At 43.1% G+C, this 23,075-nt stretch carries 39 protein-coding genes; 11 read left to right on the top strand and 28 right to left on the bottom strand.

Annotated features, from left to right (window positions below):
* Window position 1: 1 nt before the first annotated feature.
* From rplO to rpsJ, 21 genes are all read right to left on the bottom strand, one after another.
* The gene (rplO, locus tag M2R47_RS07320; protein ID WP_249101096.1) at window positions 2–442 is read right to left on the bottom strand and encodes a 50S ribosomal protein L15; all 441 of its coding nucleotides are present in this window, start codon (window positions 440–442) and stop codon (window positions 2–4) included.
* Window positions 442–621, bottom strand: a complete 180-nt coding sequence (gene rpmD / locus M2R47_RS07315; RefSeq protein WP_249101094.1) for a 50S ribosomal protein L30 — start codon at window positions 619–621, stop codon at window positions 442–444. The genes rplO and rpmD overlap by 1 nt, the downstream gene beginning before the upstream one ends.
* A gap of 17 nt (window positions 622–638) precedes the next feature.
* Entirely contained in the window at window positions 639–1,136 is a 498-nt protein-coding gene (gene rpsE, locus M2R47_RS07310; RefSeq protein WP_249101091.1) for a 30S ribosomal protein S5, read from the bottom strand.
* 2 nt (window positions 1,137–1,138) lie between these two features.
* Window positions 1,139–1,489 (bottom strand): 50S ribosomal protein L18, encoded by a 351-nt coding sequence (gene rplR / locus M2R47_RS07305; protein ID WP_249101088.1) that lies wholly within the window; start codon window positions 1,487–1,489, stop codon window positions 1,139–1,141.
* Window positions 1,490–1,504: 15 nt separating this feature from the next.
* The gene (gene rplF, locus M2R47_RS07300) at window positions 1,505–2,038 is read right to left on the bottom strand and encodes a 50S ribosomal protein L6 (protein WP_249101085.1); all 534 of its coding nucleotides are present in this window, start codon (window positions 2,036–2,038) and stop codon (window positions 1,505–1,507) included.
* A 183-nt stretch (window positions 2,039–2,221) separates the two neighbouring features.
* Window positions 2,222–2,620: a 30S ribosomal protein S8 gene (gene rpsH, locus M2R47_RS07295; protein WP_249101082.1), complete on the bottom strand. Its 399-nt coding sequence runs from the start codon at window positions 2,618–2,620 to the stop codon at window positions 2,222–2,224.
* Window positions 2,621–2,631: 11 nt separating this feature from the next.
* Window positions 2,632–2,937 (bottom strand): 30S ribosomal protein S14, encoded by a 306-nt coding sequence (rpsN, locus tag M2R47_RS07290; RefSeq protein ID WP_249101080.1) that lies wholly within the window; start codon window positions 2,935–2,937, stop codon window positions 2,632–2,634.
* Window positions 2,938–2,948: 11 nt separating this feature from the next.
* Entirely contained in the window at window positions 2,949–3,485 is a 537-nt protein-coding gene (gene rplE / locus M2R47_RS07285) for a 50S ribosomal protein L5 (RefSeq protein WP_249101076.1), read from the bottom strand.
* Between the two features lie 19 nt (window positions 3,486–3,504).
* Entirely contained in the window at window positions 3,505–3,822 is a 318-nt protein-coding gene (gene rplX / locus M2R47_RS07280; RefSeq protein ID WP_078275916.1) for a 50S ribosomal protein L24, read from the bottom strand.
* Between the two features lie 16 nt (window positions 3,823–3,838).
* Window positions 3,839–4,207: a 50S ribosomal protein L14 gene (gene rplN, locus M2R47_RS07275; RefSeq protein ID WP_029102638.1), complete on the bottom strand. Its 369-nt coding sequence runs from the start codon at window positions 4,205–4,207 to the stop codon at window positions 3,839–3,841.
* A 133-nt stretch (window positions 4,208–4,340) separates the two neighbouring features.
* Window positions 4,341–4,613: a 30S ribosomal protein S17 gene (gene rpsQ, locus M2R47_RS07270; protein WP_249101073.1), complete on the bottom strand. Its 273-nt coding sequence runs from the start codon at window positions 4,611–4,613 to the stop codon at window positions 4,341–4,343.
* Complete coding sequence (rpmC, locus tag M2R47_RS07265) at window positions 4,610–4,807, bottom strand: 50S ribosomal protein L29 (protein WP_249101070.1); 198 nt, start codon at window positions 4,805–4,807, stop codon at window positions 4,610–4,612. The genes rpsQ and rpmC overlap by 4 nt, the downstream gene beginning before the upstream one ends.
* Entirely contained in the window at window positions 4,807–5,220 is a 414-nt protein-coding gene (gene rplP, locus M2R47_RS07260) for a 50S ribosomal protein L16 (protein WP_029102635.1), read from the bottom strand. Before rplP ends, rpmC begins: the two co-directional genes overlap by 1 nt.
* 3 nt (window positions 5,221–5,223) lie before the next feature.
* Complete coding sequence (gene rpsC / locus M2R47_RS07255; RefSeq protein ID WP_249101067.1) at window positions 5,224–5,949, bottom strand: 30S ribosomal protein S3; 726 nt, start codon at window positions 5,947–5,949, stop codon at window positions 5,224–5,226.
* Window positions 5,950–5,951: 2 nt separating this feature from the next.
* Window positions 5,952–6,281 carry a 50S ribosomal protein L22 gene (gene rplV / locus M2R47_RS07250; protein WP_029102633.1) on the bottom strand — a complete coding sequence of 110 codons (330 nt, stop codon included), beginning with the start codon at window positions 6,279–6,281 and terminating at the stop codon, window positions 5,952–5,954.
* Window positions 6,282–6,290: 9 nt separating this feature from the next.
* A complete protein-coding gene (rpsS, locus tag M2R47_RS07245; RefSeq protein ID WP_249101064.1) occupies window positions 6,291–6,566 on the bottom strand; it encodes a 30S ribosomal protein S19 in 276 nt (91 codons plus the stop codon).
* An 11-nt stretch (window positions 6,567–6,577) separates the two neighbouring features.
* On the bottom strand, window positions 6,578–7,405 hold the full coding sequence (rplB, locus tag M2R47_RS07240; RefSeq protein ID WP_249101062.1) for a 50S ribosomal protein L2: 828 nt from the start codon (window positions 7,403–7,405) through the stop codon (window positions 6,578–6,580).
* A gap of 11 nt (window positions 7,406–7,416) precedes the next feature.
* Window positions 7,417–7,746, bottom strand: a complete 330-nt coding sequence (gene rplW / locus M2R47_RS07235; protein ID WP_249101059.1) for a 50S ribosomal protein L23 — start codon at window positions 7,744–7,746, stop codon at window positions 7,417–7,419.
* Window positions 7,743–8,345, bottom strand: coding sequence for a 50S ribosomal protein L4 (gene rplD / locus M2R47_RS07230; protein WP_249101056.1), 603 nt, complete (start codon window positions 8,343–8,345; stop codon window positions 7,743–7,745). The genes rplW and rplD overlap by 4 nt, the downstream gene beginning before the upstream one ends.
* A 14-nt stretch (window positions 8,346–8,359) precedes the next feature.
* Entirely contained in the window at window positions 8,360–8,998 is a 639-nt protein-coding gene (gene rplC / locus M2R47_RS07225) for a 50S ribosomal protein L3 (protein WP_249101053.1), read from the bottom strand.
* 52 nt (window positions 8,999–9,050) lie between these two features.
* The gene (rpsJ, locus tag M2R47_RS07220; RefSeq protein WP_003656991.1) at window positions 9,051–9,362 is read right to left on the bottom strand and encodes a 30S ribosomal protein S10; all 312 of its coding nucleotides are present in this window, start codon (window positions 9,360–9,362) and stop codon (window positions 9,051–9,053) included.
* Window positions 9,363–9,455: 93 nt separating this feature from the next.
* On the opposite strand from rpsJ, the gene M2R47_RS09515 reads away from it, so the two are divergent.
* A complete protein-coding gene (locus M2R47_RS09515) occupies window positions 9,456–9,590 on the top strand; it encodes a hypothetical protein (RefSeq protein ID WP_283162932.1) in 135 nt (44 codons plus the stop codon).
* Window positions 9,591–9,819: 229 nt separating this feature from the next.
* Here the strand turns inward: M2R47_RS09515 and M2R47_RS07215 are convergent, their stop codons facing one another.
* From M2R47_RS07215 to M2R47_RS07195, 5 genes are all read right to left on the bottom strand, one after another.
* Window positions 9,820–11,043 (bottom strand): Rne/Rng family ribonuclease, encoded by a 1,224-nt coding sequence (locus M2R47_RS07215; protein WP_249101050.1) that lies wholly within the window; start codon window positions 11,041–11,043, stop codon window positions 9,820–9,822.
* 54 nt (window positions 11,044–11,097) lie between these two features.
* The gene (locus tag M2R47_RS07210; RefSeq protein WP_249101046.1) at window positions 11,098–11,679 is read right to left on the bottom strand and encodes a Maf family protein; all 582 of its coding nucleotides are present in this window, start codon (window positions 11,677–11,679) and stop codon (window positions 11,098–11,100) included.
* A 33-nt stretch (window positions 11,680–11,712) separates the two neighbouring features.
* Entirely contained in the window at window positions 11,713–12,198 is a 486-nt protein-coding gene (gene mreD / locus M2R47_RS07205; RefSeq protein WP_407069033.1) for a rod shape-determining protein MreD, read from the bottom strand.
* Between the two features lie 15 nt (window positions 12,199–12,213).
* Window positions 12,214–13,044: a rod shape-determining protein MreC gene (gene mreC, locus M2R47_RS07200; RefSeq protein ID WP_249101037.1), complete on the bottom strand. Its 831-nt coding sequence runs from the start codon at window positions 13,042–13,044 to the stop codon at window positions 12,214–12,216.
* A gap of 157 nt (window positions 13,045–13,201) precedes the next feature.
* Window positions 13,202–14,233: a rod shape-determining protein gene (locus tag M2R47_RS07195; RefSeq protein ID WP_249101034.1), complete on the bottom strand. Its 1,032-nt coding sequence runs from the start codon at window positions 14,231–14,233 to the stop codon at window positions 13,202–13,204.
* Between the two features lie 479 nt (window positions 14,234–14,712).
* Here M2R47_RS07195 and gatC point away from each other — a divergent pair, with 479 nt between their 5' ends.
* The 8 genes from gatC (at window position 14,713) to aat (ending at window position 20,533) form a co-directional block, all read left to right on the top strand.
* Window positions 14,713–15,015: an Asp-tRNA(Asn)/Glu-tRNA(Gln) amidotransferase subunit GatC gene (gatC, locus tag M2R47_RS07190; RefSeq protein WP_249101031.1), complete on the top strand. Its 303-nt coding sequence runs from the start codon at window positions 14,713–14,715 to the stop codon at window positions 15,013–15,015.
* A 151-nt stretch (window positions 15,016–15,166) separates the two neighbouring features.
* Window positions 15,167–16,639 (top strand): Asp-tRNA(Asn)/Glu-tRNA(Gln) amidotransferase subunit GatA, encoded by a 1,473-nt coding sequence (gatA, locus tag M2R47_RS07185; protein ID WP_249101029.1) that lies wholly within the window; start codon window positions 15,167–15,169, stop codon window positions 16,637–16,639.
* 3 nt (window positions 16,640–16,642) lie between these two features.
* Window positions 16,643–16,876: a hypothetical protein gene (locus M2R47_RS07180; RefSeq protein ID WP_249101026.1), complete on the top strand. Its 234-nt coding sequence runs from the start codon at window positions 16,643–16,645 to the stop codon at window positions 16,874–16,876.
* 223 nt (window positions 16,877–17,099) lie between these two features.
* Complete coding sequence (locus M2R47_RS07175) at window positions 17,100–17,318, top strand: hypothetical protein (protein WP_249101022.1); 219 nt, start codon at window positions 17,100–17,102, stop codon at window positions 17,316–17,318.
* On the top strand, window positions 17,308–17,667 hold the full coding sequence (locus M2R47_RS07170; protein WP_249101018.1) for a PIN domain-containing protein: 360 nt from the start codon (window positions 17,308–17,310) through the stop codon (window positions 17,665–17,667). Before M2R47_RS07175 ends, M2R47_RS07170 begins: the two co-directional genes overlap by 11 nt.
* 138 nt (window positions 17,668–17,805) lie before the next feature.
* On the top strand, window positions 17,806–19,272 hold the full coding sequence (gatB, locus tag M2R47_RS07165; RefSeq protein WP_249101016.1) for an Asp-tRNA(Asn)/Glu-tRNA(Gln) amidotransferase subunit GatB: 1,467 nt from the start codon (window positions 17,806–17,808) through the stop codon (window positions 19,270–19,272).
* A 6-nt stretch (window positions 19,273–19,278) separates the two neighbouring features.
* Window positions 19,279–19,590, top strand: coding sequence for a hypothetical protein (locus M2R47_RS07160; protein ID WP_249101013.1), 312 nt, complete (start codon window positions 19,279–19,281; stop codon window positions 19,588–19,590).
* 199 nt (window positions 19,591–19,789) lie between these two features.
* On the top strand, window positions 19,790–20,533 hold the full coding sequence (gene aat, locus M2R47_RS07155) for a leucyl/phenylalanyl-tRNA--protein transferase (RefSeq protein WP_249101011.1): 744 nt from the start codon (window positions 19,790–19,792) through the stop codon (window positions 20,531–20,533).
* 5 nt (window positions 20,534–20,538) lie between these two features.
* Here the strand turns inward: aat and M2R47_RS07150 are convergent, their stop codons facing one another.
* Together M2R47_RS07150 and M2R47_RS07145 are read right to left on the bottom strand one after the other, a co-directional pair.
* Entirely contained in the window at window positions 20,539–21,780 is a 1,242-nt protein-coding gene (locus tag M2R47_RS07150; RefSeq protein ID WP_249101009.1) for a BaiN/RdsA family NAD(P)/FAD-dependent oxidoreductase, read from the bottom strand.
* Complete coding sequence (locus M2R47_RS07145; RefSeq protein WP_249101006.1) at window positions 21,773–22,018, bottom strand: oxidoreductase-like domain-containing protein; 246 nt, start codon at window positions 22,016–22,018, stop codon at window positions 21,773–21,775. Before M2R47_RS07145 ends, M2R47_RS07150 begins: the two co-directional genes overlap by 8 nt.
* Window positions 22,019–22,231: 213 nt before the next feature.
* Here M2R47_RS07145 and M2R47_RS07140 point away from each other — a divergent pair, with 213 nt between their 5' ends.
* Together M2R47_RS07140 and M2R47_RS07135 are read left to right on the top strand one after the other, a co-directional pair.
* Window positions 22,232–22,561 (top strand): BolA family protein, encoded by a 330-nt coding sequence (locus tag M2R47_RS07140; RefSeq protein ID WP_249101003.1) that lies wholly within the window; start codon window positions 22,232–22,234, stop codon window positions 22,559–22,561.
* 36 nt (window positions 22,562–22,597) lie between these two features.
* Window positions 22,598–22,996, top strand: a complete 399-nt coding sequence (locus M2R47_RS07135) for a hypothetical protein (protein WP_249101000.1) — start codon at window positions 22,598–22,600, stop codon at window positions 22,994–22,996.
* The last annotated feature ends 79 nt before the right edge of the window (window positions 22,997–23,075 follow it).

Below are 23,075 nucleotides of genomic sequence, written 5' to 3'. Positions count from 1 at the left end.
ATTACTCCTCGATGCTACCGCCAGCAGCTTCGATGGCTTGTTTTGCACCTTTGGTAACTTTAACACCTTTAAAGGTCAAGGCACGATTAATCTCACCAGATAGAATGATGCGAACACGCTTCATGTCGCCACGAATGATGTTGGCACTCTTTAATGCTTCAAGACTAACAACATCGCCTTCAATTTTATTCAGCTCAGACAAACGAACTTCCGCGGTAGTCAATGCCATCTGGCTGGTAAAACCAAATTTTGGCAAGCGACGATAGATGGGCATTTGACCACCTTCAAATCCCGCTGGAATGCTTGAACCTGAACGCGAAGTTTGACCTTTAATACCACGACCACCAGTCTTACCAATGCCAGAGCCAATACCACGACCACGGCGTTGAGCGGTCTTTTTTGCACCTAACGCAGGTGCCAGTTCATTTAAACGAAGACCCATTACGCTTCCTCCACCTTAACCATGTAATTCACACGATTTACCATACCGCGGATCGAAGGAGTATCTTCAACTTCAACAGTATGACCAATGCGACGCAGCCCCAAACCTTTTAGGCAAGCTTTGTGGCTTGCTAAGCGATGGCTACTCGATTTTGTTTGAGTAACTTTAATTTTTTTCATCGTAACTTACCTACTTCTTAACCCAAAATTTCTTCAACGGATTTACCGCGTTTAGCAGCAATTTGCTCCGGTGAAACCATATCACGAAGACCTTTAAAAGTTGCCTGAACCACATTAGCTGCATTGGTTGAACCATAGCATTTTGCCAATACATTTTGGACACCTGCAACTTCAAGAACGGCACGCATCGCACCACCTGCAATCACACCAGTACCTTCAGAAGCTGGCTGCATGTATACTCTTGATGCTCCATGACGAGCATTGATTGGATGTTGAAGCGTTGTGCCTGACAACTCAACAGTAATCATATTACGCTTAGCGGCCTCAAGTGCTTTTTGGATGGCAGCAGGCACTTCACGAGCTTTACCACGACCAAAACCAACGCGCCCATTACCATCACCAACCACTGTCAACGCAGTAAAAGAGAAAATACGACCGCCTTTTACAACTTTTGCAACACGGTCAACAGCAACCAATTTCTCTACCAAACCGTCAGTTTGTTCAAACTTTGCCATGATTAGAACTCCAATCCATTTTCACGAGCAGCGTCAGCCAAAGCTTTAACACGGCCATGATATTTAAAACCACTACGGTCAAAAGCAACCTTGGTTATACCTGCTGCTTTTGCACGCTCTGCAATTAACGCACCAACTGCTTTTGCCGCCTCAACATTACCTGTTTTACCAGAACGAAGTGTTGAATCAAGCGTTGAAGCCTGGGCCACAACCACACCGCCAGTTGGTGAGATGATTTGTGCATAGATATGGCGTGGAGTACGAGTCACAGTCAGACGGTTAACGCCTAAATGACGGATATGTGCACGGGTTTTTTTTGCTCGGCGAAGACGAGCTGATTTTTTATCGAACATTTTTGCTCACCTTACTTATTTTTTCTTAGCTTCTTTACGAAGAACAACTTCATCGCTATAACGAACACCTTTACCTTTATAAGGCTCTGGCGGACGGAAGCTGCGAATCTTAGCTGCTGCCTGACCCAATTTTTGTTTATCGCTTGATTTTAAAACGATTTCAGTTTGACTTGGGCTTTCAGCAGTTACACCTTCAGGTAGCGTGTATTCAATTGGGTGAGAATAGCCTAAGTTCAGATTGATTTTATTACCTGCAACTTGTGCACGATAACCAACACCGATCAGCTGTAGGCGACGCTCAAAACCTTCACTAACACCTTGAACCATGTTATTGATCAATGCACGCACTGTACCAGTGTGCATCCACGCTTCTTTAGTATCAGCAACAGGAGAAAGTGTTACCACACTCTCTTCTTGTTTTAGCTCGACCAAATCATGCAGGCGTAGGGATAAAGAACCATTCTTACCCTTCACTTCAACCTGCTGACCGTTCAAAGTAACGCTTGTACCAGCTGGAAGCGTTACAGGGGCTTTAGCCACACGAGACATAGGAATTTTCCTTTAATGATAATAAAAACCATCGACATGATGGCAGTAAAACAAGTGACTTTCTACCATCTTGATATAACTGATGTGTTTCAAGATATTTAGAAAAGCACGACATTATAACAAAAAAAATCCTTGGAGTAAACCAAGGATTATGTATTTTTGTAATTTATTGATGCCAATTAATTAAGCAACCAATGCAATTACTTCACCACCAATACCAGCTGCACGAGCTGCACGATCGCTCATGATGCCTTTACTTGTAGAAATGATGGCAACACCCAAGCCTTTTTGAACACTTGGTAGCTCATCCTTACCACGGTATTGACGAAGTCCTGGACGACTGTAACGCTTCAAAGTCTCAATGACACCTTTGCCTTGATAATATTTCAGCTCAACAGTCAAAACTTTTTTTCCATTTTCAATGTCACTAACTTCTGCAGAAGCCAAATAACCCTCAACAACCAATAGGTCAGCGATGGATTTACGCAACTTAGAGGCAGGCATTGTGACGGATGGTTTGTTTCTTGATTGTGCATTGCGGATACGGGTTAGCATATCAGCAACAGGATCTTGCATGCTCATTGTGATACTCCTTACCAGCTTGCTTTACGAACGCCAGGCACATCACCTTGCATTACTCGTTCACGCAATTTGTTGCGTGATAGACCAAATTTACGGAAATATCCATGTGGACGACCAGTTAGGCCACAACGATTGCGTAGACGAACTGGTGAGGAATTGCGTGGCAGTGCTTGTAAAGAAAGCATTGCATCCAAACGCTCTTCATCACTTGCATTGATATCGCTGATGATTGCTTTTAATTTTGCACGCTTCTCGGCGTACTTAGCAACTGTTCTTTCGCGTTTTAATTCGCGATTAATCATGCTTTTTTTAGCCATAACGTTTTACCTTATCTGAATGGGAAGCCAAATGCTTTTAGCAATGCGCGACCTTGATCATCGTTAGCAGCTGTGGTAGTAATCGTGATGTCCAAACCACGGATACGATCGATTTTATCAAAATCAACTTCTGGGAAAACGATCTGCTCTTTGATGCCTAGTGAATAATTACCACGACCATCAAAGGCTTTTGATGAAAAACCACGGAAGTCGCGAATACGAGGAATTGCAATAGCAATCAGACGATCTAGAAACTCATACATTTGTTCACCACGAAGAGTAACTTTGCAGCCAATTGGCCACTCTTCACGGATTTTAAAGCCAGCAACTGATTTGCGTGCCTTGGTTACCACAGGCTTCTGACCTGCGATTGCAGTCATGTCAGCCAACGCACCTTCCAATAGTTTTTTGTCCTGTGCAGCACCACCAACACCCATATTCAAAGTGATTTTGGTAATTTTTGGCACTTGCATGACATTTTCTAAGCCAAGCTCATCTTTGATCTGTTGCTTTAGCTTATCATTATATAAAGATTTTAATCTTGCCATTACTATATACCCTTATTTCTTATGCAGTCGCCACTACTTCACCAGTAGAACGATAGATACGGACTTTTTTGCCCTCTTCGTTTACTTGATAAGCAATACGATCTGCTTTTTGGGTTGCTGCGTTATAAATCGCAACATTTGAAATGTGTAAAAATGCTTCTTGCTTAACAATACCACCTTCTTTACCTAACATTTGATTAGGTTTTTGGTGTTTGGTTACAATGTTAATGCCTTCAACTTTTACACGGTCTGCTTTAACCGCCAAAATTGTGCCTTGCTTGCCTTTATCTTTACCAGCAATCACAACCACGGTGTCGCCTTTGCGTAACTTTGCCATAATAGCCTCTAAAAGGTTACAGTACTTCAGGTGCTAGTGAAACAATTTTCATGAATTGCTCACCACGTAGTTCACGAGTAACAGGTCCAAAAATACGAGTTGCAATTGGGGCTTTGTTATTATTCAAGATAACTGCCGCATTGTCATCAAAACGTAGTACAGAACCATCTGGACGGCGTACGCCCTTCTTGGTGCGTACAACAACCGCATTCATCACATCGCCTTTTTTAACACGGCCACGAGGAATGGCTTCTTTAACCGTTACCTTGATAATGTCGCCAACTGATGCGTAACGACGATGCGAGCCGCCCAGCACTTTAATACACTGAACACGTCTTGCACCACTGTTATCTGCAACTTCCAGCATTGTTTCAGTCTGAATCATCGCATTACTCCATAATAAATAAAGCAATAAAAGCCATTCGCCATCGAATATGCAGCATGTTTATACATACTCGATGGATGAACATCTAAAAAGATGCACATTATACTAACAAATGACCTTTAATGCAAATAACTTAAATTTTTACCGCAGTCTCAACCACATCCACCAAAGTCCAAGTTTTGGTCTTTGAAATAGGACGAGTTTCTTTGATACGAACGATATCGCCTTCTTGACAAACATTGTTCTCATCGTGAGCTTTAAGCTTCGTAGAACGGCGAACTTGCTTGCCATACATTGGGTGGCGAATTTGGCGTTCAACCAAAACAGTAATAGATTTATCCATCTTGTTACTGATTACTTTACCAGTTACAACGCCAACTTCTTGAGTTTGGGTGTTCTCGCTCATGCGTCGCCTCTTTGTTTTTCGTTAATCAAAGTTAAGATTTTTGCAATCGTACGACGATTTGCCTTAACTTCATGAGTATTACCCAGCTGACCCGTAGCTTTTGCCATACGCAGACGGAATGCATCAAGCTGCTTTTCTTCAAGCAATTGAGCCAACTCTTCTACTGATTTTTCGCGTAATTCGTTGGTTTTCATCACATAACCGTCCGTTTAACAATAGTCGTTTTAAAAGGTAGTTTCGCTGATGCCAAAGTTAGAGCTTCACGAGCCAATTCTTCGCTAACGCCTTGAATTTCGTAAAGCATTTTACCTGGCTTAATTTCTGCTACCCAGTACTCTACAGGACCCTTACCCTTACCCATACGAACTTCTAGAGGTTTTTCGGTAATTGGTTTGTCTGGAAATACACGAATCCAAATTTTACCGCCACGCTTAATGCGACGAGTAATGGTACGACGAGCCGCTTCAATTTGACGAGCAGTCATGCGACCACGACCGATAGATTTTAGACCAATTTCACCAAATGCAACGGTGTTTCCACGCTGAGCAAGACCTGTATTGCGGCCTTTATGCATTTTACGGAATTTGGTACGTTTTGGTTGTAACATGGCTTACCCCTTGTCTGAATTACGACGGTTGTTGCTACGACCGCGGCGTTTTGGTGCACGAGCCTTTTCTTCAACCACTGGGTTATAAACACTGTTCATGCCGTCTAGAATTTCACCACGGAAAATCCAAACTTTCACACCAATGGTGCCATAAGTGGTTTCTGCACGAACTTCTGCATAATCAATATCAGCACGGAGTGTATGTAGAGGCACACGACCTTCACGATACCACTCAGTACGAGCAATTTCTGCACCACCTAGACGACCAGACAGCTCAACTTTAATACCTTGTGCACCTGAACGCATGCTATTTTGAACCGCACGCTTCATCGCACGACGGAACATCACACGGCGTTCTAGCTGGTTAGCAATGCCGACAGCCACCAGACGAGCATCTAGGTCAGGCTGAGTAATTTCTTGGATATTTACCTGGGCAGGCACACCCATGATCTTAGTAAGCTCTTTTTGTAGTGCTTCAATGTCAGCACCTTGCTTACCAATAATGACACCTGGGCGTGCTGAATGGATGGTAATTTTAGCCGCACCAGTAGGGCGTTCAATGCTAATATTACTCACCATAGCTTCTTTGAGCTTGTTGCGTAAGAAGTCACGCACTTTAAAGTCGTTTAGTAGGTATTCTGAATATTGCTTTGGGCTTGCATACCAGTTAGCGTTGTGCTTTTTGATAACGCCCAAGCGAATACCAATTGGATGAACTTTTTGACCCATGATTATGCTCCTACTTTAACAGTGATGTGACAAGTGCGCTTGCTGATACGGTCAGCACGACCTTTAGCACGGGGCATAATACGCTTTAGGGTAATACCTTCATCAACATAAATGGTAGAAACACGCAGAGTATCAATGTCTAGACCATTGTTATGCTCAGCATTAGCGATTGCTGATTGTAAGCATTTTTTAACTAACTTAGCACCTTTTTTGTTGCTGAAAGTCAAGATATCCAAAGCGCGTTCGATTGACTTACCACGAACTTCGTCCGCAACCAATCTTACTTTTTGTGCCGAAATAGCGGCACCGCGTAATTTTGCAGTTACTTCCATGGTAGCACCTTATCTCTTAGATTTCTTATCAACGCCGTGACCACGATACGAACGGGTCGGAGCGAATTCACCAAGTTTATGACCAACCATTTGCTCGCTCACAATGACTGGCACATGAGTACGACCATTATGAACTGAGATGGTTAGACCCACCATTTGTGGTAGAATCATCGAGCGACGAGACCAAGTCTTGATTGGCTTACGGCTGTTTGTCTCAAGAGCGGTTTCGATCTTAGCAAACAAGTGCGCATCGATAAATGGACCTTTTTTCAATGAACGAGGCATTAAATTATTCCTTATTTCTTGGCACGACGGCGACGGATGATCATATTGTCAGTACGCTTATTAGAACGAGTCTTAAGACCCTTAGCTTTCTGACCCCAAGGACTGGTTGGGTGCTTACCAAAGTTACGCCCTTCGCCACCACCGTGTGGGTGATCAATCGGGTTCATCGCAGTACCGCGAACAGTAGGACGAACACCACGCCAACGAGCTGCACCTGCTTTACCAAGTGATTTTAGGTTATTTTCTGTGTTAGAAACCTCACCAATCACCGCACGGCAATTCGCATGGATGCGACGAGTTTCGCCAGAACGCAAGCGAACGATCACATAAGCACCGTCTTTACCCAAAAGCTGAACACCTGCACCAGCAGAACGAGCAATCTGTGCACCTTTGCCGATTTTTAACTCAATGTTGTGGATGATGGTACCTACTGGGATATTTTTAAGTGGCAAGCAGTTACCTGGACGGATGGGAGAACCTTCACCAGATTGCACTTGATCGCCTACAGACAATTTTTTGGGTGCAATGATATAACGACGCTCACCATCTGCATACTTAAGTAGTGCGATGTGTGCGGTACGGTTTGGGTCGTATTCAATGCGTTCAACAGTTGCAATGATACCATCTTTGTTGCGCTTAAAGTCAATCAAACGATAGTGTTGCTTATGACCACCGCCAATATGACGGGTCGTGATACGACCGTTGTTATTACGACCACCAGTTTTTGCCTTTGATTCAACAAGTGGTGCATAAGGACGACCTTTATATAGGTGTGGATGCACTACTTTTTCAACAAAGCGGCGACCTGGTGATGTAGGTTTTGCTTTTACGATAGGCATGATATGAATCCTTATTCGTTAGTCGCTGTTTCACTAGTGACTTCTTCACCAGCACCGATTTGTACGTCTGAACCTGCTTTTAGGGTTACATACGCTTTTTTGACATCAGAACGCTTACCAACAACACGACCAAAACGCTTGGTCTTGCCCTTGGTATTTAGAGTGTTTACTTTAACAACTTCGACACCCTCAAACATCAACTCAACTGCGCGTTTGATGTCGCGTTTGGTGGCATTACTATCAACTTTGAAAACTTGCACGCCAAGGCTATCCCCCAAACGCTGAGATTTTTCAGAGAATACAGGGGCTTTTAGCACTTGATATAGTCTTGCGTTACTCATGCTAGTGTCTCCTCAAATTGTTTGGCAGCTTCTACAGTCATGATAACCTTATCAAAAGAAACCAAGCTTACTGGATCAACTTCACGAGTACCCAATACATTGACATGCGGAATGTTGCGTGCAGCTAAGTATAGGTTTTCATCCACTTCGTGCGTAACAATCAAGGCACGAGGTGCGTTCAGTTCTGCCAACTTAGCAACCAAACCTTTAGTTTTTGGCGAATCTACAGTAATATCATCAACCAAAACTAAACGATCTTGGCGTACCAGCTCAGCTAAGATGCATTGCATGGCACCACGATACATTTTACGGTTTACTTTTTGAGACCAATCTTGTGGTTTTGCTGCGAACGCACGACCGCCACCAACCCAAATCGGGCTACGGATAGAGCCAGCACGAGCGCGACCAGTACCTTTTTGACGCCATGGCTTTTTACCACCGCCAGATACTTCGCCACGAGTTTTTTGTGCACGAGTACCTTGACGAGCGCCAGCTAGGTAAGCAGTTACTACTTGGTGTACCAAGGCTTCATTGAACTCACGACCAAAAGTAGTCTCTGACAGTTCAACCGCCGCACCTGTAACAGTTTTTAAATTCACGTTAATCCCCTTTACTAGGCTTTGACTGACGGACGGACGATAACATCGCCACCATTAGCACCAGGAAGCGCACCTTTGATGACCAGTACACCTTTTTCAGCGTCAATAGACACGATTTCAAGGCCCTGAACAGTAACACGCTTGTTACCCATCTGACCTGGCATTTTTTTGCCTTTAAATACTTTACCTGGTGTCTGGTTTTGACCAGTAGAACCAAGCACACGATGCGATACAGAGTTACCGTGAGTTGCATCTTGGGTACGGAAGTTATGACGCTTCACACCACCTTGGAAACCCTTACCTTTACTTTGACCAGTCACATCAACCAACTGACCTACTTCAAAGATATCCAATAGGATGTTGCCACCTACTTCACGACCTTCAAGATCGCTTTCTTCAGCACGGAATTCCCAAACGCCACGACCAGCAGCCACACCAGCTTTTGCGAAGTGTCCTTTTTGGGCAGCAGTTACACGGCTGTCACGACGCTCACCTGTGGTGATTTGAATCGCAGTATAGCCATCGGTATCTACTGTTTTGATTTGCGAGATGCGGTTTGCGTCGACCTCAACCACTGTCACAGGGATAGAAACACCTGATTCAGTGAATACTCGGGTCATACCACGCTTAATACCGACTAGACCAATCGCCATTTTAGACCTCTTTAATATTAATAGTTTAATAGTTAAACCAGACTCTGTTCAATCAGCCTAAGGCGATTTGAACATCAACACCAGCAGCAAGATCCAACTTCATCAAAGCATCAACAGTTTTATCTGTTGGCTGAACGATGTCAATCATGCGTTTGTGGGTGCGGATTTCATACTGGTCACGAGCGTCTTTATTGACGTGTGGTGATGTCAATACATTGAACCGCTCAATACGAGTCGGCAAGGGTACAGGACCACAAACTTGTGCACCTGTGCGCTTTGCAGTATCGACAATCTCTTGTGCCGACTGATCAATCAAACGATGGTCGAAAGATTTTAGTCGGATACGGATTCTCTGGTTAGCCATGCCAACAAGCTCCTAATTAAGTGCTTTATAAAACTTCCGTCATCGAAACGATGAGTTCAGCTATACCATTTTATAAATTTTTGCCAAAAGATAATGAGTTTTGACAAAATAATCCAATCCCTGCCCGTCATGCAAATGTTGCCAGACAGCAGGGGTGTTGTTCATAGTGCCAAAAACGATGCTTCGGCTGTGGCGTTGTCTTTTTTAATTCTCTATCGTTTTTTGTAGAGAACAATTTTTACCAAATTCATTCTTTTCAATCACGATTTCGGATTAAAAAGTGCAACGCTAAAACATAATTGAAACGATATTATACATCAAAACCATGCAAATGCAAGAAATTTCTTAGCATTATTTTCAACATGTTGCTTTCACTAAAGAGTTACTTTTTCAAATTTAACCACTCTAAAAAATTTTAATGAACACCAAACATTCTTACTTAATGGCAAGTTTATCATCAAACGCTTTGAATCGCTTTTTCACGAGACCCAATCTGTACACATTCCCTTAGGCTTTTTGTCGTACGCTTTCGTGTCATTTCAAGCAGCCCAAGACGGGTAAAGCCCAGTATGGTGGTTTGAACTGGATCGTTTTTTAAAGCAGTCTTAAGTGTCTGCAACACGCTTTTTTGGTGTTCATCGTTAAGCATGTCAATAAAATCAATGATGATGATGCCACTAATATTGCGTAGGCGAATGTGGCGTGCAATTTGCAAGGCAGCTTCCATATTGGTACGGTGAATCGTCATTGCCTGATCATGCTTACCTACAAATGCACCTGTATTAACATCGATCACAGTCATCGCTTCCGTATGATCAATCACCAATTGCCCTCCTGATGACAAGTCAACCGTGCGACATAGAGCTTGTTCCATCTGACACTCAACATCAAAAGCTTTAAAAATAGGTTTTGTTTGTATGTAGTGATTGACCCTAAAAGCAGCATCAGGTAAAAATGCACAGACAAAATCCAATATCTTTTGATAAAGCACAGCATCATCAACCCAAAGTTGCGTTGACACATCTTTCATTTCGTGCAGATGTCGCAAGTATAAAGGGGGTGATTGATGTAGTAGTTCATACTTGACCTTATGTTGGCGTGCGTGTGATGCTTTTTGATGACTCTGATGCCACAATTCAGACAGTCGGTGTAATTCTGTCAACAGCTTACCAGTCTCCACATTTTGGGCACTGGTACGCACAATGACAGCACCCGACAATCCTAAGCGTGCAAACTCATCACTAAGCACGCTTTTTAAATATTTTTTTAAATCAACATTAAGGCGTGATGAGACGCCAATGCCGTTGCCGTTGGGCAAATAAACCAAATGGCAACCCTCTATGGATATGCGTGTGCTCAGACGAGCACCTTTATCACCCACTTCATCTTTGATGACTTGCACCAAGATGGGTTGGCTTTGATAGAACAATTTCTCAATTTTGGCTTGGTCATCATCTGCATGAACATCTCGCATGGATAAAAATGCTGTTCGCTGCCGCCCAATATCAACAAATACAGCTTGCAAGCCCTTTAAAACACGCACCACTGTTGCCAAATAAATATTACCTACAAGACTGGCATCTTGCTGATTTTCAGTCAGAATCTCGCAAAGCTCCCCATTAATAAGCTTTGCCAATTGAGTCCGCCCTTGATGATGGCTAATGATGATTTGCTTAGACATTTGTTTGCTGTTTTTAAAAAATAAAGAATGTCTGGCTATTTAAGATGGCACGGTTTAAGATTGTACATTTTTAATCAATTCAAGTGTCTGTGCCAGTGGCAAACCTACCACATTGGTATAGCTGCCATCAATTGATCGCACCCATGCCATTGCTCTGCCCTGTATGGCATAACCCCCCGCCTTATCAAGCGGTTCGCCTGATTGCCAATAGTCGTGTTTCATCGCATCGGTCAGCTCAACAAAATGAACCTTGGTTTTACAAATCATGCTTTGTTGAGTCATCAAAAACCCTTCGTCCACCACCCCAGCACATACCGCTGTCCAAACCTCATGGCTTGCATTCGACATCTTATCCCACATGGCATAAGCATCAGATTGACTACAAGGCTTGGTCAATATTCCACCATCAGGCAGTACGCCTATGGTGTCTGCTGTTATCAGCAAATTTCGACCTTGCAATGGTTGCTCACACGCTTTTTCAAACTTACTCTCCACCATTCTTTTGATATAGTCATTAGCATGCTCACCAATCTGCCAAGACTCGTCTATATGCACCGCCATGGTTGTAAAGTCCACGCCTGCCATCTTTAATAATTCTTGTCGGCGTGGAGAAGTGGATGCCAAGATGATTTTCATAAATACGCCTCATCAAATTATGTCAAAATTAACTTACCAAGCACGCTCTTTTAGCTGCCCATTCACCCAATATAGCGGATACCAAAACAACGGAAATACCACCATGCTCATCATCAGCGACCCAAACCCTGTCCAGATAAAACCATGACTAAACGATTCTAAAACCCATAAAACACTTCGATAAACCACCAAAGCAATCGCCGCACATGGCCACACATTTTTTAAATTCAGCTCCTTAATATAAATCAACAGCACTCGCAATACAAAACTCATCAATACAGCACAAAACGCTTGATGACCTAAATGAGTGTCCAATAACAAATCAGCACTCAATCCAATCAAAAACACCAGCCAAACACGCATGATGGTCGGACGATACATGATCCAAAATATCAATACAATCATCAAAAACATCGGTCTAAATCCAGCAAGCTCAAAAGACAGCGGATAGACATTCAATGCTGACGCAATGACAAAGCTTAGAAACATGCCCAACAACAAAAACGACCTTGAATTCATGCTTAGCCTACCACCTTAGGAATGTTTTGGTTGCAAAATCAGCACATAGCTACTGTTTAAGATGTTTGCTGCTGGACGAACCGTAATGTCAGCAAAATTATCCGTACGAGTTGTATCAATATCTGCAATCTTACCAACAAGATATCCTGCTGGCATGCGATTACCCAAACCAGAAGAAATCAGCTCATCACCGACCTGAACATCGGAGGTTTTAAAAATAAAATCCAAGCTCAAACCATCAGGACGACCTTTACCAGAAACCACAGCACGCTGCCCTGTGCGTGCCACCACAACCGCTACTGACTGCTGGTCATCTGTGATAAGTACAAGGCGAGAAGTGTTGGGGTAGGTATTAATCACCTGTCCAAGAATGCCTTTTTCATCAATGACAGCCTGCCCAATTCTCACGCCATCATTCGCCCCTTTATTCAAGACGACGATTTGCTTCAAAGGATTGGAATCAGTGCCGATAACTTGAGCAAGTAATAAGGTGTGCTTGGCAGATTCTGTTGTAGACAGTACGCCTTTTAATCGAGCATTTTGTGCAATCAGATGATCTTGTTGCTGTAACTGCACTTTGGCCTGTAACAACTCTGTTTGTAGACGGACATTTTCTCTACGCAGTGCCTCCTTACTCTTAAAAGTGCCATCAGCGTAATGAGCAGCAAAAGAGGGTGCGAGCGACATTTGGTAAATCGGCTGCATGGAAGCGTGACTGGCATCACGAAACGGCTGAAACCATTCTGGCTTTTGACCATCCAATAGCATCAGTATCAGCGACAGCACCAAAAAAACAAGTGTCGCTCTTATGAACAGAGGTTTTTGTGAAAAAATACTCAGTAGCATGATATGTTAATCATTCCAATAAACCAATTTATTAACACCATCAAAGCAATACCTACAAACCATCACCTTGAAGAATTTGGCATCAAATAAAAAGCGGTGTGAATGCACCGCTTTGTCATGACAACTCAATCGCATGACGATTCATGCAGTCAAGACCTCATACAAAAATCATATTCAATGATTTGTCGTGGATGAATTCAAGTGCCTTACCACCTCCACGAGAAACGCAAGTCAAAGGGTCATCTGCCACTGTTACAGGCAGTCCTGTTTCTTTAGATAGCAACTTATCCAAATTGCGTAATAATGCCCCACCGCCTGTCAGCATGATGCCGTTTTCAGCGATGTCTGATGATAATTCTGGCGGCGTTTGTTCAAGGGCTTCTTTCACACTTGAGACAATCGCAGATAACGGCTCAGCCAAAGCCACTTGGATTTCCTTAGCATTGACCGTGAAAGTCTTTGGCACGCCTTCCGCCATTGAACGACCACGCACTTCTACCTCAAGGTTCTCATTTTCATCAAAAATTGCTGTTCCCACTTCCATCTTGATGCGTTCAGCGGTAGTCTCCCCAATGAAACAGCCATGTGTCTTCTTGACATGATGAATGATGGCATCATCAAATTTATCTCCACCAACTGCAATGGAATCAGCATACACGCACCCAGACAGTGCAATCACGGCAATCTCAGTCGTACCACCACCGATATCCACCACCATTGAGCCACTTGCCTCATGCACAGGCAACCCCGCACCGATCGCCGCTGCCATCGGCTCTTCTAGAATATGAACGCTATTCGCCCCTGCTGAACGCACCGCCTCTTCAATGGCACGGCGTTCTACCAATGTGGATTTGCATGGTACGCATACCACAACATTTGGATTTGCCAAAAAACGGCGAGCCTTTACCTTAGTAATGAAATGCTTCAACATTTTTTGAGTAACCTCAAAATCTGCAATCACACCATCTTTTAAAGGGCGAATGGCAGTGATATTATCAGGCGTACGACCAAGCATTTGTTTGGCATCGATACCCACCGCCGCAACAGTAGGGTTTTGTGTACGATTGGCACGCAAGGCGACGACCGTAGGTTCATCAAGTACCACACCCTTACCAGGAGTATAAATCAGCGTGTTCGCCGTGCCAAGGTCAATGGCGATATTGGTTGATAAAAATCCAAACAGATTCATGGGTAGCGTTTCCAGATATGAAGCAAAATGACAAGCGTACGCAACTTTCTTTAAAATAGTTCACCAAAACAGTTAAAACTCAAGCTCACACAAGAACAAGTCAACCGATGCCACATAAAACAGGCACCAAAAGGATTTTTGGGATCAGTGTCATCACCCAAACACTCAATTTGCTTAAAATCGGTCAAACAAAAAATGAGATGCGTCGCTAGATAAAGTTTAATGGCGAATTATACCCTATTTACACTCAAAAAATCATGTGTATTTATGAAAAAATTGTGATTTTTTGCAAGAAAATTTTGCACAATCATCAAAAATTTCAGAAACTTTCATGTTTTGACACATTTTATCAAAAAAAATTGCAACCACTCACAGCTTGGCACTTTTGCCAATGCCAAAACATTAAAGTTATGCTACAATTAATAAGCAATTTAATCCAGTCTTAAACCTTAATAACAAAAATTTAATGGGAAATCGCCATGCACGACACTTTAACAAGTCAAGAGATTTTTAATGTCGCCAAACTCTCTCGCCTTGATATTGACGCAACCAACTGCGAAAGTTACGCCAGTGATATTGGCAAAATTTTGTCAATGATGGATGTCTTAGCCGATGTCAACACCGATGATGTCAAACCATTGACCAATGTCCACGATGGCGTGCAGGTGCTGCGTCCTGATATGGTGGACTTAAATGACCTGGCGGTCAATCGTGAAAGCAATCAAGCGATTGCTCCTGCCACACAGGACGGATTGTACCTTGTTCCGCAAGTGATTGAATAATGTTTGACCTGCCAAATGAACGCCATTACTTCGTCAGGCTCGCTCGCAGTATTATTTATACAGCTTTGCTCGCCTTTTTCATACCAGCCGTTCATTTGATTGACCAAGCTTACCTGCATTTTATTGATTTAAAAAATTTAGAGAAAACACGATGACAACCCCACACACCCTATCCGTTCGTGAACTCGCTGACGGTTTACAGACCAAACAATTTAGCTCGGTTGAATTAACACAGCATTTTTTAGACCGCATCAATATGCACGATAAAGCGGTGAATAGCTTTATTACCGCTACGCCAGAGCTGGCATTAGAACAAGCCAAAACCGCCGATGAACTTCGTGCCAAAGGCGACACTCGTCCCCTTTTGGGCGTGCCAATGGCTCATAAAGACAACCTTTGTACACAGGGCGTTTTAACCACTTGTGGTTCAAAAATGCTTGCCAATTTTACCGCTCCTTATAATGCAACCCTAGTAGAAAACATTGCAAATCAAGGCTTCATCAGTCTTGGCAAGCTCAATATGGACGAATTTGCTATGGGTTCGGACAATGAAAAATCCTATTTCGGAGCGGTACACAACCCCTACGACCTAGACCGAGTTCCCGGTGGTTCATCTGGTGGCAGTGCGTCTGCGGTGGCAAGTGGCTTTGTCCCTGTTGCGACAGGGTCGGACACGGGCGGTTCTATTCGTCAGCCAGCCAGCTTTTGTGGCGTAACGGGCATTAAATCAACTTATGGGCGAGTGTCTCGCTTTGGTATGGTAGCGTATGCGTCAAGCTTTGACCAAGCAGGGGCGTTTGGGCGGTCAGCGTTGGACTGTGCCTATCTTTTGCAGGCGATGAGTGGTTATGACCCCAAAGACAGCACAAGTGTAAACAAAGAAGTGCCAAACTGGGTGGGCGAACTTGATAAAGTAGGTGGCGACAAACCCCTAGCAGGATTAAAAGTAGGCGTACCAACCGAATATTTTGGTACAGGACTCAATGCAGATGTTAAAGCCAAAATTGATGACGCCTTAAAAGTGTATCAAGAGCTTGGGGCGACTTTGGTAGATGTACATTTGACCGACCCACAAATTACTTTGGCGACTTATTATCTGCTTGCCCCTGCCGAAGCCAGCTCCAACTTGTCTCGTTTTGACGGTGTGCGTTATGGCTATCGCTGTGAAAATCCTAAGGATTTGCAAGATTTATACACACGCAGCCGCTCAGAAGGCTTTGGGGCGGAAGTGCAACGCCGCATCATTATGGGGACTTATGCGTTGTCCGCAGGCTATTTTGATGCGTACTATGTGAAGGCTCAAAAGGTACGCCGTTTGATTTTAAATGACTTTTTAAAGGCTTTTGAATCGTGCGACATCATCGCCACACCGACCGCTCCAACGGTTGCCTATAAATTGGGCGAAAACCTGTCCCCTGCCGAAATCTATATGGGCGATGTCTATACCATTGGCGTGAATTTGGCGGGCTTGCCGAGCCTGTCGCACCCTGTGGGCTTTGTCGGTGGCTTGCCTGTGGGCTTGCAACTGATTGGCAAACATTGGGCGGAAAACACCCTGCTAAATACCACGCACGCTTATCAAGGGGCGACAGCGTTTCATAAAGAAATGCCAAAATTGGGGTAAAAAATGAGCGGATTAAGGCATTATTTTGCGGTTGTCGCCAACAATGACGATACTTTGATAAATAATGACAATCCCAATAAAGCGGTTATTCACGATGACATTATCCAATATCTAAAGGACAGTTTAAACTGGATAACCGTCTTTACTCATTGTGATAAGGAACGCCCCATTCAAGGTTTATGTTATTACGGCATTACAGGGTTTAATCAATCGCTGATTACACCTTTTAAAAATTGAATCATTGCTTGGCGAGCGGTATTTGCCAATGCTCCTAATGAATTTATTTTAACAGGCAATTATTTTACGATTGTGGGCGATGATGATTTTAAAGGCGATTATGAAAAAAATCATCGTATGCCGTGATGAATTGTTAGCCGAATTGGATACATTGATTGACTATTGTGAATTGGTAGAAAATGATAAAAATTTAATACTGGTTCATAATGGTATTTAAGGAAATATGATGTTAATAGAATTGCCACCCCACATTGAACAACTGGTCATCGCCCAAGCCAAAAGTAAGCAATTAAGCGTTGCTCAATTGATTGAAAAATGGGCAACTCAAGATAAAAAAGACAATGTCTTATTAACCGACTTTTTTAAAAAACAACCGCCCATAGACGCATTTAATGGTATTGATCCTGTGGCATATCAAAGGGCAATGCGTGATGAGTGGTAAATATTTGCTAGATACTTGTACGCTGATTGGCTTGCAGAAACAAACGCCTGAAAGTTTTGATTTATTATCACAAAAAGGCGTTTATTTGTCTGAATGTGCCATTAGCGTCATTACTTATATTGAATTTATTGGGTTTTATGGTGTGGACAATAAAACTTGTGAGCAATTAAAATACATTGCCAACCAATTCACGCAATACCCACTTGATGACAATATTCGTGATAAAGCAATTGCCATTCGCCAAAAACACAAAATTAAATTGCCAGACGCCCTGATTTTGGCAACTGCAAAAACACATCAATTAACTTTATTGACACTTGATGATAAATTGGCAAAATTTTATCAATGATATGTTTAGGCAAAAACAATGCCAAAAGTTGACATAAGTTTTAAAATTGATGAGATGACTTATCAAAAATTTGTAGATAAAGTTGGTGCAACCAATTTACCATACTTTATGATTTAATAGTTAAAAAGAGACCCTATTATGACCCAATCCCTACTTATTGACGGCTATGAAGTTGTCATCGGCATTGAAATCCATTGCCAATTAAACACCGCCACCAAAATTTTCTCGCCTGCCAGCACCGAATTTGGGCAAGAGCCAAACACGGCAGCCAATATCATTGACTTGGCAATGCCAGGGGTATTGCCTGCATTAAATAGCGATGTCGTTGAAAAAGCGGTGAAATTTGGCTTAGGCGTCAATGCCGAAATCGGACAAATGAACGCCTTTGACCGCAAAAACTATTTTTACCCTGACTTACCTAAAGGCTACCAAACCACCCAAATGGCACACCCCATCGTAGGACAAGGTCATATTGACATTTTGGTGAACGCAGGGACAAAAAACGAATACACCAAACGCATTGGCATCACCCGTGCCCACCTTGAAGAAGACGCAGGCAAATCGGTGCACGATGCCGTGCCACAGATGACAGGCGTGGACTTAAACCGTGCTGGCACACCACTCATTGAAATCGTCTCCGAGCCTGACATTCGCTCGGCAGACGAGGCGGTTGCCTATGTCAAGACCATTCACGAGCTGGTTACTTGGCTTGGCATTTCGGACGCGATTATGGCGGAAGGCTCATTTCGTGCCGACATCAATGTCTCGGTGCATAAGCCTAACACGCCCTTTGGCACTCGCTGTGAGCTTAAAAACCTAAATTCGTTTCGCTTTATTGAGCGGGCGATTAAATCAGAAATTGAACGCCAAATTGACCTAATCGAAGATGGCGGCAAAGTCGTGCAAGCCACTCGTCTATACGACCCTGAAAAAGACGAAACTCGGGCAATGCGAACCAAAGAAGAAGCCAACGATTATCGCTATTTCCCCTGCCCTGATTTGCTCCCTGTGATGATTTCTGATGAAACTTTGCAAGCCATTAAAGACAATATGCCTGAACTGCCAAGCGTGCGAAAAGAGCGTTTTGTGAGTGAGTTGGGCTTATCAGCTTATGATGCTAATGTGCTAAATGGCAGCCGTGAACTCTCCGATTATTTCTTAGCCGTGGTGGAAAAAATCGGTCAAGCCAATGCCAAGGTTGGGGCAAACTGGATTATGGGTGATTTGTTAGGCTCACTAAATAAAAACGAACTGGCCATTGACCAATCGCCGATCTCTGCCGAACGCTTGGCTGGATTGATTCTGCGTATTTTGGATAATACCATCAGTGGCAAAATTGCCAAACAAGTATTTGGTCATCTTTGGGAAAGTGAGCAAACTGCCGATGAGATTATTGCTGAAAAAGGACTAAAACAAGAAACCGACACAGGAGCGATTGAAGCCATCATTAAAGAAGTCCTTGCCAATAACCAAACAATGGTTGATGAGTACAAAGGCGGAAAAGAAAAAGCCTTTAATGGACTGGTCGGACAAGTGATGAAAGCAAGTCGTGGTAAAGCCAATCCAGCACAGGTCAATGAACTATTGAAGAAGTTGATTGGGTAAGTGGTTTTGATAAATGCCTTATTTAAAGATAAGGCATTTATTTCTGCAACGAAATTTGGAAAGACAAATGGCAAAGAAAGAAAAATCTACCGATTTTTTGGGTGTACGATTTATTCAAACACGCACAAATTGCAGAGAATTTTTTCGGCACTAGGTAGCTCTGTTTTAGAAATAAATAATGCCCTAAAAACCGCCTCAAAATCAAAAATAGGTAATGTCGGTATGCCTGAATTTGTTGGGGTAATTAAAGACTTTTTGATTGTCATTGAAGATAAAAAAGATGTCGCCTTGCACCAAAAATATGATGAGAGTGATTGAATTTACCAACAAATAGATGGCGTCAAAAATTATGCAGTCAATCGCATTGCACATCTCTTAAATCGCTTAAAAAAACAAGGGAGAGAGCGTCTCTTTTTTTTAACAGCATTCACAGCTTGGTATTTTTAAAGAGTTGTGCTAGAATTGACATCATTTAAGAATCATTCTTGATTACCAACCCCATCTCTAGATTCATCTCATGCAATATTTAGACCTTGCCGACTTGCATACGATTGCCAACCGTGCCGCTTTTGATTTTAAGCAGGTGATCGACCTTGCTGATGATGACGGCTTTATTGGTGCGGGGGCAGACCTGTCCACCGCCACCTTATTGAATGCGTATCGTAACGGAGTGTTTCCTTGGTTTGGGGCGAATGATCCCATTTGTTGGTGGTGCCCACCTGTGCGATGCATCATTCATCCTAATGACTTTCGCCCTGCCAAATCCCTCATTCGCACCGCCAAGAAAATGCCTTGGCACATTACCACAAATCGTGCTTTTGACTCTGTCATGTCAGCTTGTGCCGCTCCACGCACTTATAGCGATGATACTTGGATCAATACTCAGATGATGCATGCCTATACCAAGCTTCATGAACTGGGTGTGGCAATGAGTGTGGAAGTATGGGACAATACAGCAGATGAGGTATTGGTAGGCGGACTGTATGGCGTACAATATGGGGCGATTTTCTGTGGTGAGAGTATGTTTCACACCCAAAAAGATGCCTCAAAAGTCGCTTTTTGGGCACTCATGAACTTTGCCAAATCCTGTGGTATCCGCCTGATTGATTGCCAATTAGAAAATCCACATCTGATGAGCCTAGGGGCAACCCTCATGCCACGAGATGAATTTTTAACCACCCTAGCCATTCTTAATCACACACCAACACCGCCTTTATCTGGCAGCATGAGTACGCAGCATCTGGCATTCATCAAAGACTAAAAGAACTACCAATTCATGCCAATGTCTTGGGCAGCGACATGACCACTCGCCCATGCCCACATGAAATTAAAACCGCCCAAATGCCCTGCCACATCTAACACCTCACCAATAAAATACAAGCCAGAGCATAATTTGCTTTCCATCGTCTTGCCTTTGATTTCATTCGTATTGACACCACCGCGAGTAACCTCTGCCACACGGTAGCCCTCCGTGCCAGAAGGTTTGATATGCCAAGCGTTAATCATCTTTCCAATTTGTATCAACTGCCTATCTTTGACATTTGCCAATTCAACATTTTCAAATTCCTGCCAAAACAAGTCCTGCAACGCCATCAATAGCTTCTTTGGAAAATAAGGCGATAGTATCGTACGAATCAGCTGTTTTGGGTGCGATCTTTTAGCAGCAATCAGTAACTCACTCACCTCATGCTTAGGTAATAAATCAATACCAATCATCTCGCCCAACTGCCAATAATTCGACAGTTGTAGCATCGCTGGCCCTGACAACCCCCGATGTGTGAATAGCATGGGCAACTCAAAACTCATCTTATCATTAAAGACTCTCACCTCAAGACTTAGACCAGATAAATGTCTAGCCATCTCACCCACTTGATCAGTGAAAGTAAAAGGCACTAAGGATGCTTCGGTAGGAATGATGGTATGCCCAAATTGACTTGCCACCTGATAGCCAAAGCCACTAGCACCGAGCGTTGGAATGGATAATCCACCTGTGGCAATGACCAAATGTCGAGATAACAAACGATGGGATTGATGATTTTTTGATGATGTGGATAAAGTAAATACATTCATTTGCTCATCTTTGACGATGCGGTCAATTTTGGTATTTAGGCGAATGACCACGCCAGCAACAGCACACTCATCTAGCAGCATGTTTAGTATGTCTTTAGATGACTCATCACAAAATAACTCTCCGTGTGATTTTTCATGATAAGCAATCCGATGCTTTTGCACCAATTTGATGAAATCATCGCTGGTATAACGACTTAGGGCAGACTTGACAAAGTGATGATTTTGACCAACGAACGCATTTGGTGTTATGTTTGTATTAACAAAATTACACCGACCACCGCCTGACATAAGAATCTTTTTCCCTGCTTTGTTGGCATGGTCTAATACCAGCACACTTTTGCCATATAGCGCTGTCTGAAACGCACAAAGCAGACCAGATGCTCCAGCCCCAATGATAATGACATCAAACACTTCTGGCGATTTTTGAACATCATTCATCGGCTTTCTCTATTTTATGAGCATATTTTTTATCATAATCGGCTTTTTGGAGTCGGTAAATTTCAAACACACACAGCTCATCACAGCCATTATCACAACATTCATAATCCTCTGGTGGTTCTGGTGGTGGCGGAATGTCATCTGAATCAATCATAAATCTCAAATCATCTGTTATCATCTTGCTAAAATTGTTCGTCATCACCCAAGCATCAATCATGGCGATATGAATGGCTGACATGAAAGCTTTTACTTTTTTTATGGTCATGACTTGCATTTATTATGGCTTTTATTATAATTGAAACGCCCTAAAAATACACGCCTTATGTGAATATGGAACGACGATCAGCCTATTAAAGCATGATAACATCGTTGAGCCATCATTAATGTCAACATTCGCCATCAATCACCGAAAATCATTTTGATGATTTTCATTTAAGCACCAGGAGTATCAATGAACGCACCAACTGCCGATGCCATCATCAATGCCATTGAGCACTTACACCCAACCCATTCGTCTTTAGAGAATGAAAGCCATCAACACGCAGGATATTTTGAAGGTAAAGAAAGTCATTTTAAACTGGTGATTGTCAGCGAAGATTTTGCTGGTAAAAGATTGGTGGCGCGTCATCAGATGATTTACGCACTCACCCAACCTTTAATGATGGCAAACGGCGGTACGATTCACGCACTCGCCATTCATGCTTATACGCCTGATGAATGGACCATTCAAAGCCAAGCGCCAGAGAGTCCCAACTGTGCTGGTCAACATAAAAACCGATAGCCTTTTTATTTTAACCCACCAAACCAAAAGAAATCCATGAACAAAACGCCATTTTTTCTGATCGCTGCATTGATGCTATCAGGTTGTGCAACCACGCACAACATCACTCCACAATACATTAATCCGAACAATTACCTGACTTATGATTGCTCTTTTTTACAAAACGAAGTATCTCGCATTACAACGCTTGCCAAGGCAACACAACATCAACAAACACCGCTAACGATGAATGGCATTGGGATTGGCATCACAGGTGGTCGTCATGGCATCTACCCAAGCATCAGCCTTGGCATAGGCTCTGGCACCACCAATCGCCATGCTCGCACCAATCAGCTGGCTCGATTATATGGCGAGCATGATGCCATGGTCGTTGCTGCTCGCCAAAAAAGCTGTGCTTTTGCTCAAAACATCAACATTTATCCTCCGTTGCCGTAAAACCACCGACTTCAGGCGGTGGATATAAGGCAACTCCGCAATCATGCTTACGCATGGACGTTGTTTAGTGTGGTGTATT

This window comes from Moraxella oculi (assembly GCF_023336735.1).
GTDB lineage: Bacteria > Pseudomonadota > Gammaproteobacteria > Pseudomonadales > Moraxellaceae > Moraxella > Moraxella oculi.
Note: the sequence above shows the minus strand (reverse complement) of the source record. Positions and strands in the feature narration are given on the sequence as shown.

What these genes read in the sequence shown, in the direction of transcription:
- rplO (WP_249101096.1), bottom strand. Translation starts at nt 442, where the DNA reads ATGGGTCTTCGTTTAAATGAACTGGCACCTGCGTTAGGTGCAAAAAAG.
- rpmD (WP_249101094.1), bottom strand. Translation starts at nt 621, where the DNA reads ATGAAAAAAATTAAAGTTACTCAAACAAAATCGAGTAGCCATCGCTTA.
- rpsE (WP_249101091.1), bottom strand. Translation starts at nt 1,136, where the DNA reads ATGGCAAAGTTTGAACAAACTGACGGTTTGGTAGAGAAATTGGTTGCT.
- rplR (WP_249101088.1), bottom strand. Translation starts at nt 1,489, where the DNA reads ATGTTCGATAAAAAATCAGCTCGTCTTCGCCGAGCAAAAAAAACCCGT.
- rplF (WP_249101085.1), bottom strand. Translation starts at nt 2,038, where the DNA reads ATGTCTCGTGTGGCTAAAGCCCCTGTAACGCTTCCAGCTGGTACAAGC.
- rpsH (WP_249101082.1), bottom strand. Translation starts at nt 2,620, where the DNA reads ATGAGCATGCAAGATCCTGTTGCTGATATGCTAACCCGTATCCGCAAT.
- rpsN (WP_249101080.1), bottom strand. Translation starts at nt 2,937, where the DNA reads ATGGCTAAAAAAAGCATGATTAATCGCGAATTAAAACGCGAAAGAACA.
- rplE (WP_249101076.1), bottom strand. Translation starts at nt 3,485, where the DNA reads ATGGCAAGATTAAAATCTTTATATAATGATAAGCTAAAGCAACAGATC.
- rplX (WP_078275916.1), bottom strand. Translation starts at nt 3,822, where the DNA reads ATGGCAAAGTTACGCAAAGGCGACACCGTGGTTGTGATTGCTGGTAAA.
- rplN (WP_029102638.1), bottom strand. Translation starts at nt 4,207, where the DNA reads ATGATTCAGACTGAAACAATGCTGGAAGTTGCAGATAACAGTGGTGCA.
- rpsQ (WP_249101073.1), bottom strand. Translation starts at nt 4,613, where the DNA reads ATGAGCGAGAACACCCAAACTCAAGAAGTTGGCGTTGTAACTGGTAAA.
- rpmC (WP_249101070.1), bottom strand. Translation starts at nt 4,807, where the DNA reads ATGAAAACCAACGAATTACGCGAAAAATCAGTAGAAGAGTTGGCTCAA.
- rplP (WP_029102635.1), bottom strand. Translation starts at nt 5,220, where the DNA reads ATGTTACAACCAAAACGTACCAAATTCCGTAAAATGCATAAAGGCCGC.
- rpsC (WP_249101067.1), bottom strand. Translation starts at nt 5,949, where the DNA reads ATGGGTCAAAAAGTTCATCCAATTGGTATTCGCTTGGGCGTTATCAAA.
- rplV (WP_029102633.1), bottom strand. Translation starts at nt 6,281, where the DNA reads ATGGAAGTAACTGCAAAATTACGCGGTGCCGCTATTTCGGCACAAAAA.
- rpsS (WP_249101064.1), bottom strand. Translation starts at nt 6,566, where the DNA reads ATGCCTCGTTCATTGAAAAAAGGTCCATTTATCGATGCGCACTTGTTT.
- rplB (WP_249101062.1), bottom strand. Translation starts at nt 7,405, where the DNA reads ATGCCTATCGTAAAAGCAAAACCTACATCACCAGGTCGCCGCTTTGTT.
- rplW (WP_249101059.1), bottom strand. Translation starts at nt 7,746, where the DNA reads ATGAGTAACGCAAGACTATATCAAGTGCTAAAAGCCCCTGTATTCTCT.
- rplC (WP_249101053.1), bottom strand. Translation starts at nt 8,998, where the DNA reads ATGGCGATTGGTCTAGTCGGTATTAAGCGTGGTATGACCCGAGTATTC.
- rpsJ (WP_003656991.1), bottom strand. Translation starts at nt 9,362, where the DNA reads ATGGCTAACCAGAGAATCCGTATCCGACTAAAATCTTTCGACCATCGT.
- M2R47_RS09515 (WP_283162932.1), top strand. Translation starts at nt 9,456, where the DNA reads ATGAGTTTTGACAAAATAATCCAATCCCTGCCCGTCATGCAAATGTTG.
- M2R47_RS07215 (WP_249101050.1), bottom strand. Translation starts at nt 11,043, where the DNA reads ATGTCTAAGCAAATCATCATTAGCCATCATCAAGGGCGGACTCAATTG.
- M2R47_RS07210 (WP_249101046.1), bottom strand. Translation starts at nt 11,679, where the DNA reads ATGAAAATCATCTTGGCATCCACTTCTCCACGCCGACAAGAATTATTA.
- mreD (WP_407069033.1), bottom strand. Translation starts at nt 12,198, where the DNA reads ATGAATTCAAGGTCGTTTTTGTTGTTGGGCATGTTTCTAAGCTTTGTC.
- mreC (WP_249101037.1), bottom strand. Translation starts at nt 13,044, where the DNA reads ATGCTACTGAGTATTTTTTCACAAAAACCTCTGTTCATAAGAGCGACA.
- M2R47_RS07195 (WP_249101034.1), bottom strand. Translation starts at nt 14,233, where the DNA reads ATGAATCTGTTTGGATTTTTATCAACCAATATCGCCATTGACCTTGGC.
- gatC (WP_249101031.1), top strand. Translation starts at nt 14,713, where the DNA reads ATGCACGACACTTTAACAAGTCAAGAGATTTTTAATGTCGCCAAACTC.
- gatA (WP_249101029.1), top strand. Translation starts at nt 15,167, where the DNA reads ATGACAACCCCACACACCCTATCCGTTCGTGAACTCGCTGACGGTTTA.
- M2R47_RS07180 (WP_249101026.1), top strand. Translation starts at nt 16,643, where the DNA reads ATGAGCGGATTAAGGCATTATTTTGCGGTTGTCGCCAACAATGACGAT.
- M2R47_RS07175 (WP_249101022.1), top strand. Translation starts at nt 17,100, where the DNA reads ATGATGTTAATAGAATTGCCACCCCACATTGAACAACTGGTCATCGCC.
- M2R47_RS07170 (WP_249101018.1), top strand. Translation starts at nt 17,308, where the DNA reads ATGAGTGGTAAATATTTGCTAGATACTTGTACGCTGATTGGCTTGCAG.
- gatB (WP_249101016.1), top strand. Translation starts at nt 17,806, where the DNA reads ATGACCCAATCCCTACTTATTGACGGCTATGAAGTTGTCATCGGCATT.
- aat (WP_249101011.1), top strand. Translation starts at nt 19,790, where the DNA reads ATGCAATATTTAGACCTTGCCGACTTGCATACGATTGCCAACCGTGCC.
- M2R47_RS07150 (WP_249101009.1), bottom strand. Translation starts at nt 21,780, where the DNA reads ATGAATGATGTTCAAAAATCGCCAGAAGTGTTTGATGTCATTATCATT.
- M2R47_RS07145 (WP_249101006.1), bottom strand. Translation starts at nt 22,018, where the DNA reads ATGTCAGCCATTCATATCGCCATGATTGATGCTTGGGTGATGACGAAC.
- M2R47_RS07140 (WP_249101003.1), top strand. Translation starts at nt 22,232, where the DNA reads ATGAACGCACCAACTGCCGATGCCATCATCAATGCCATTGAGCACTTA.
- M2R47_RS07135 (WP_249101000.1), top strand. Translation starts at nt 22,598, where the DNA reads ATGAACAAAACGCCATTTTTTCTGATCGCTGCATTGATGCTATCAGGT.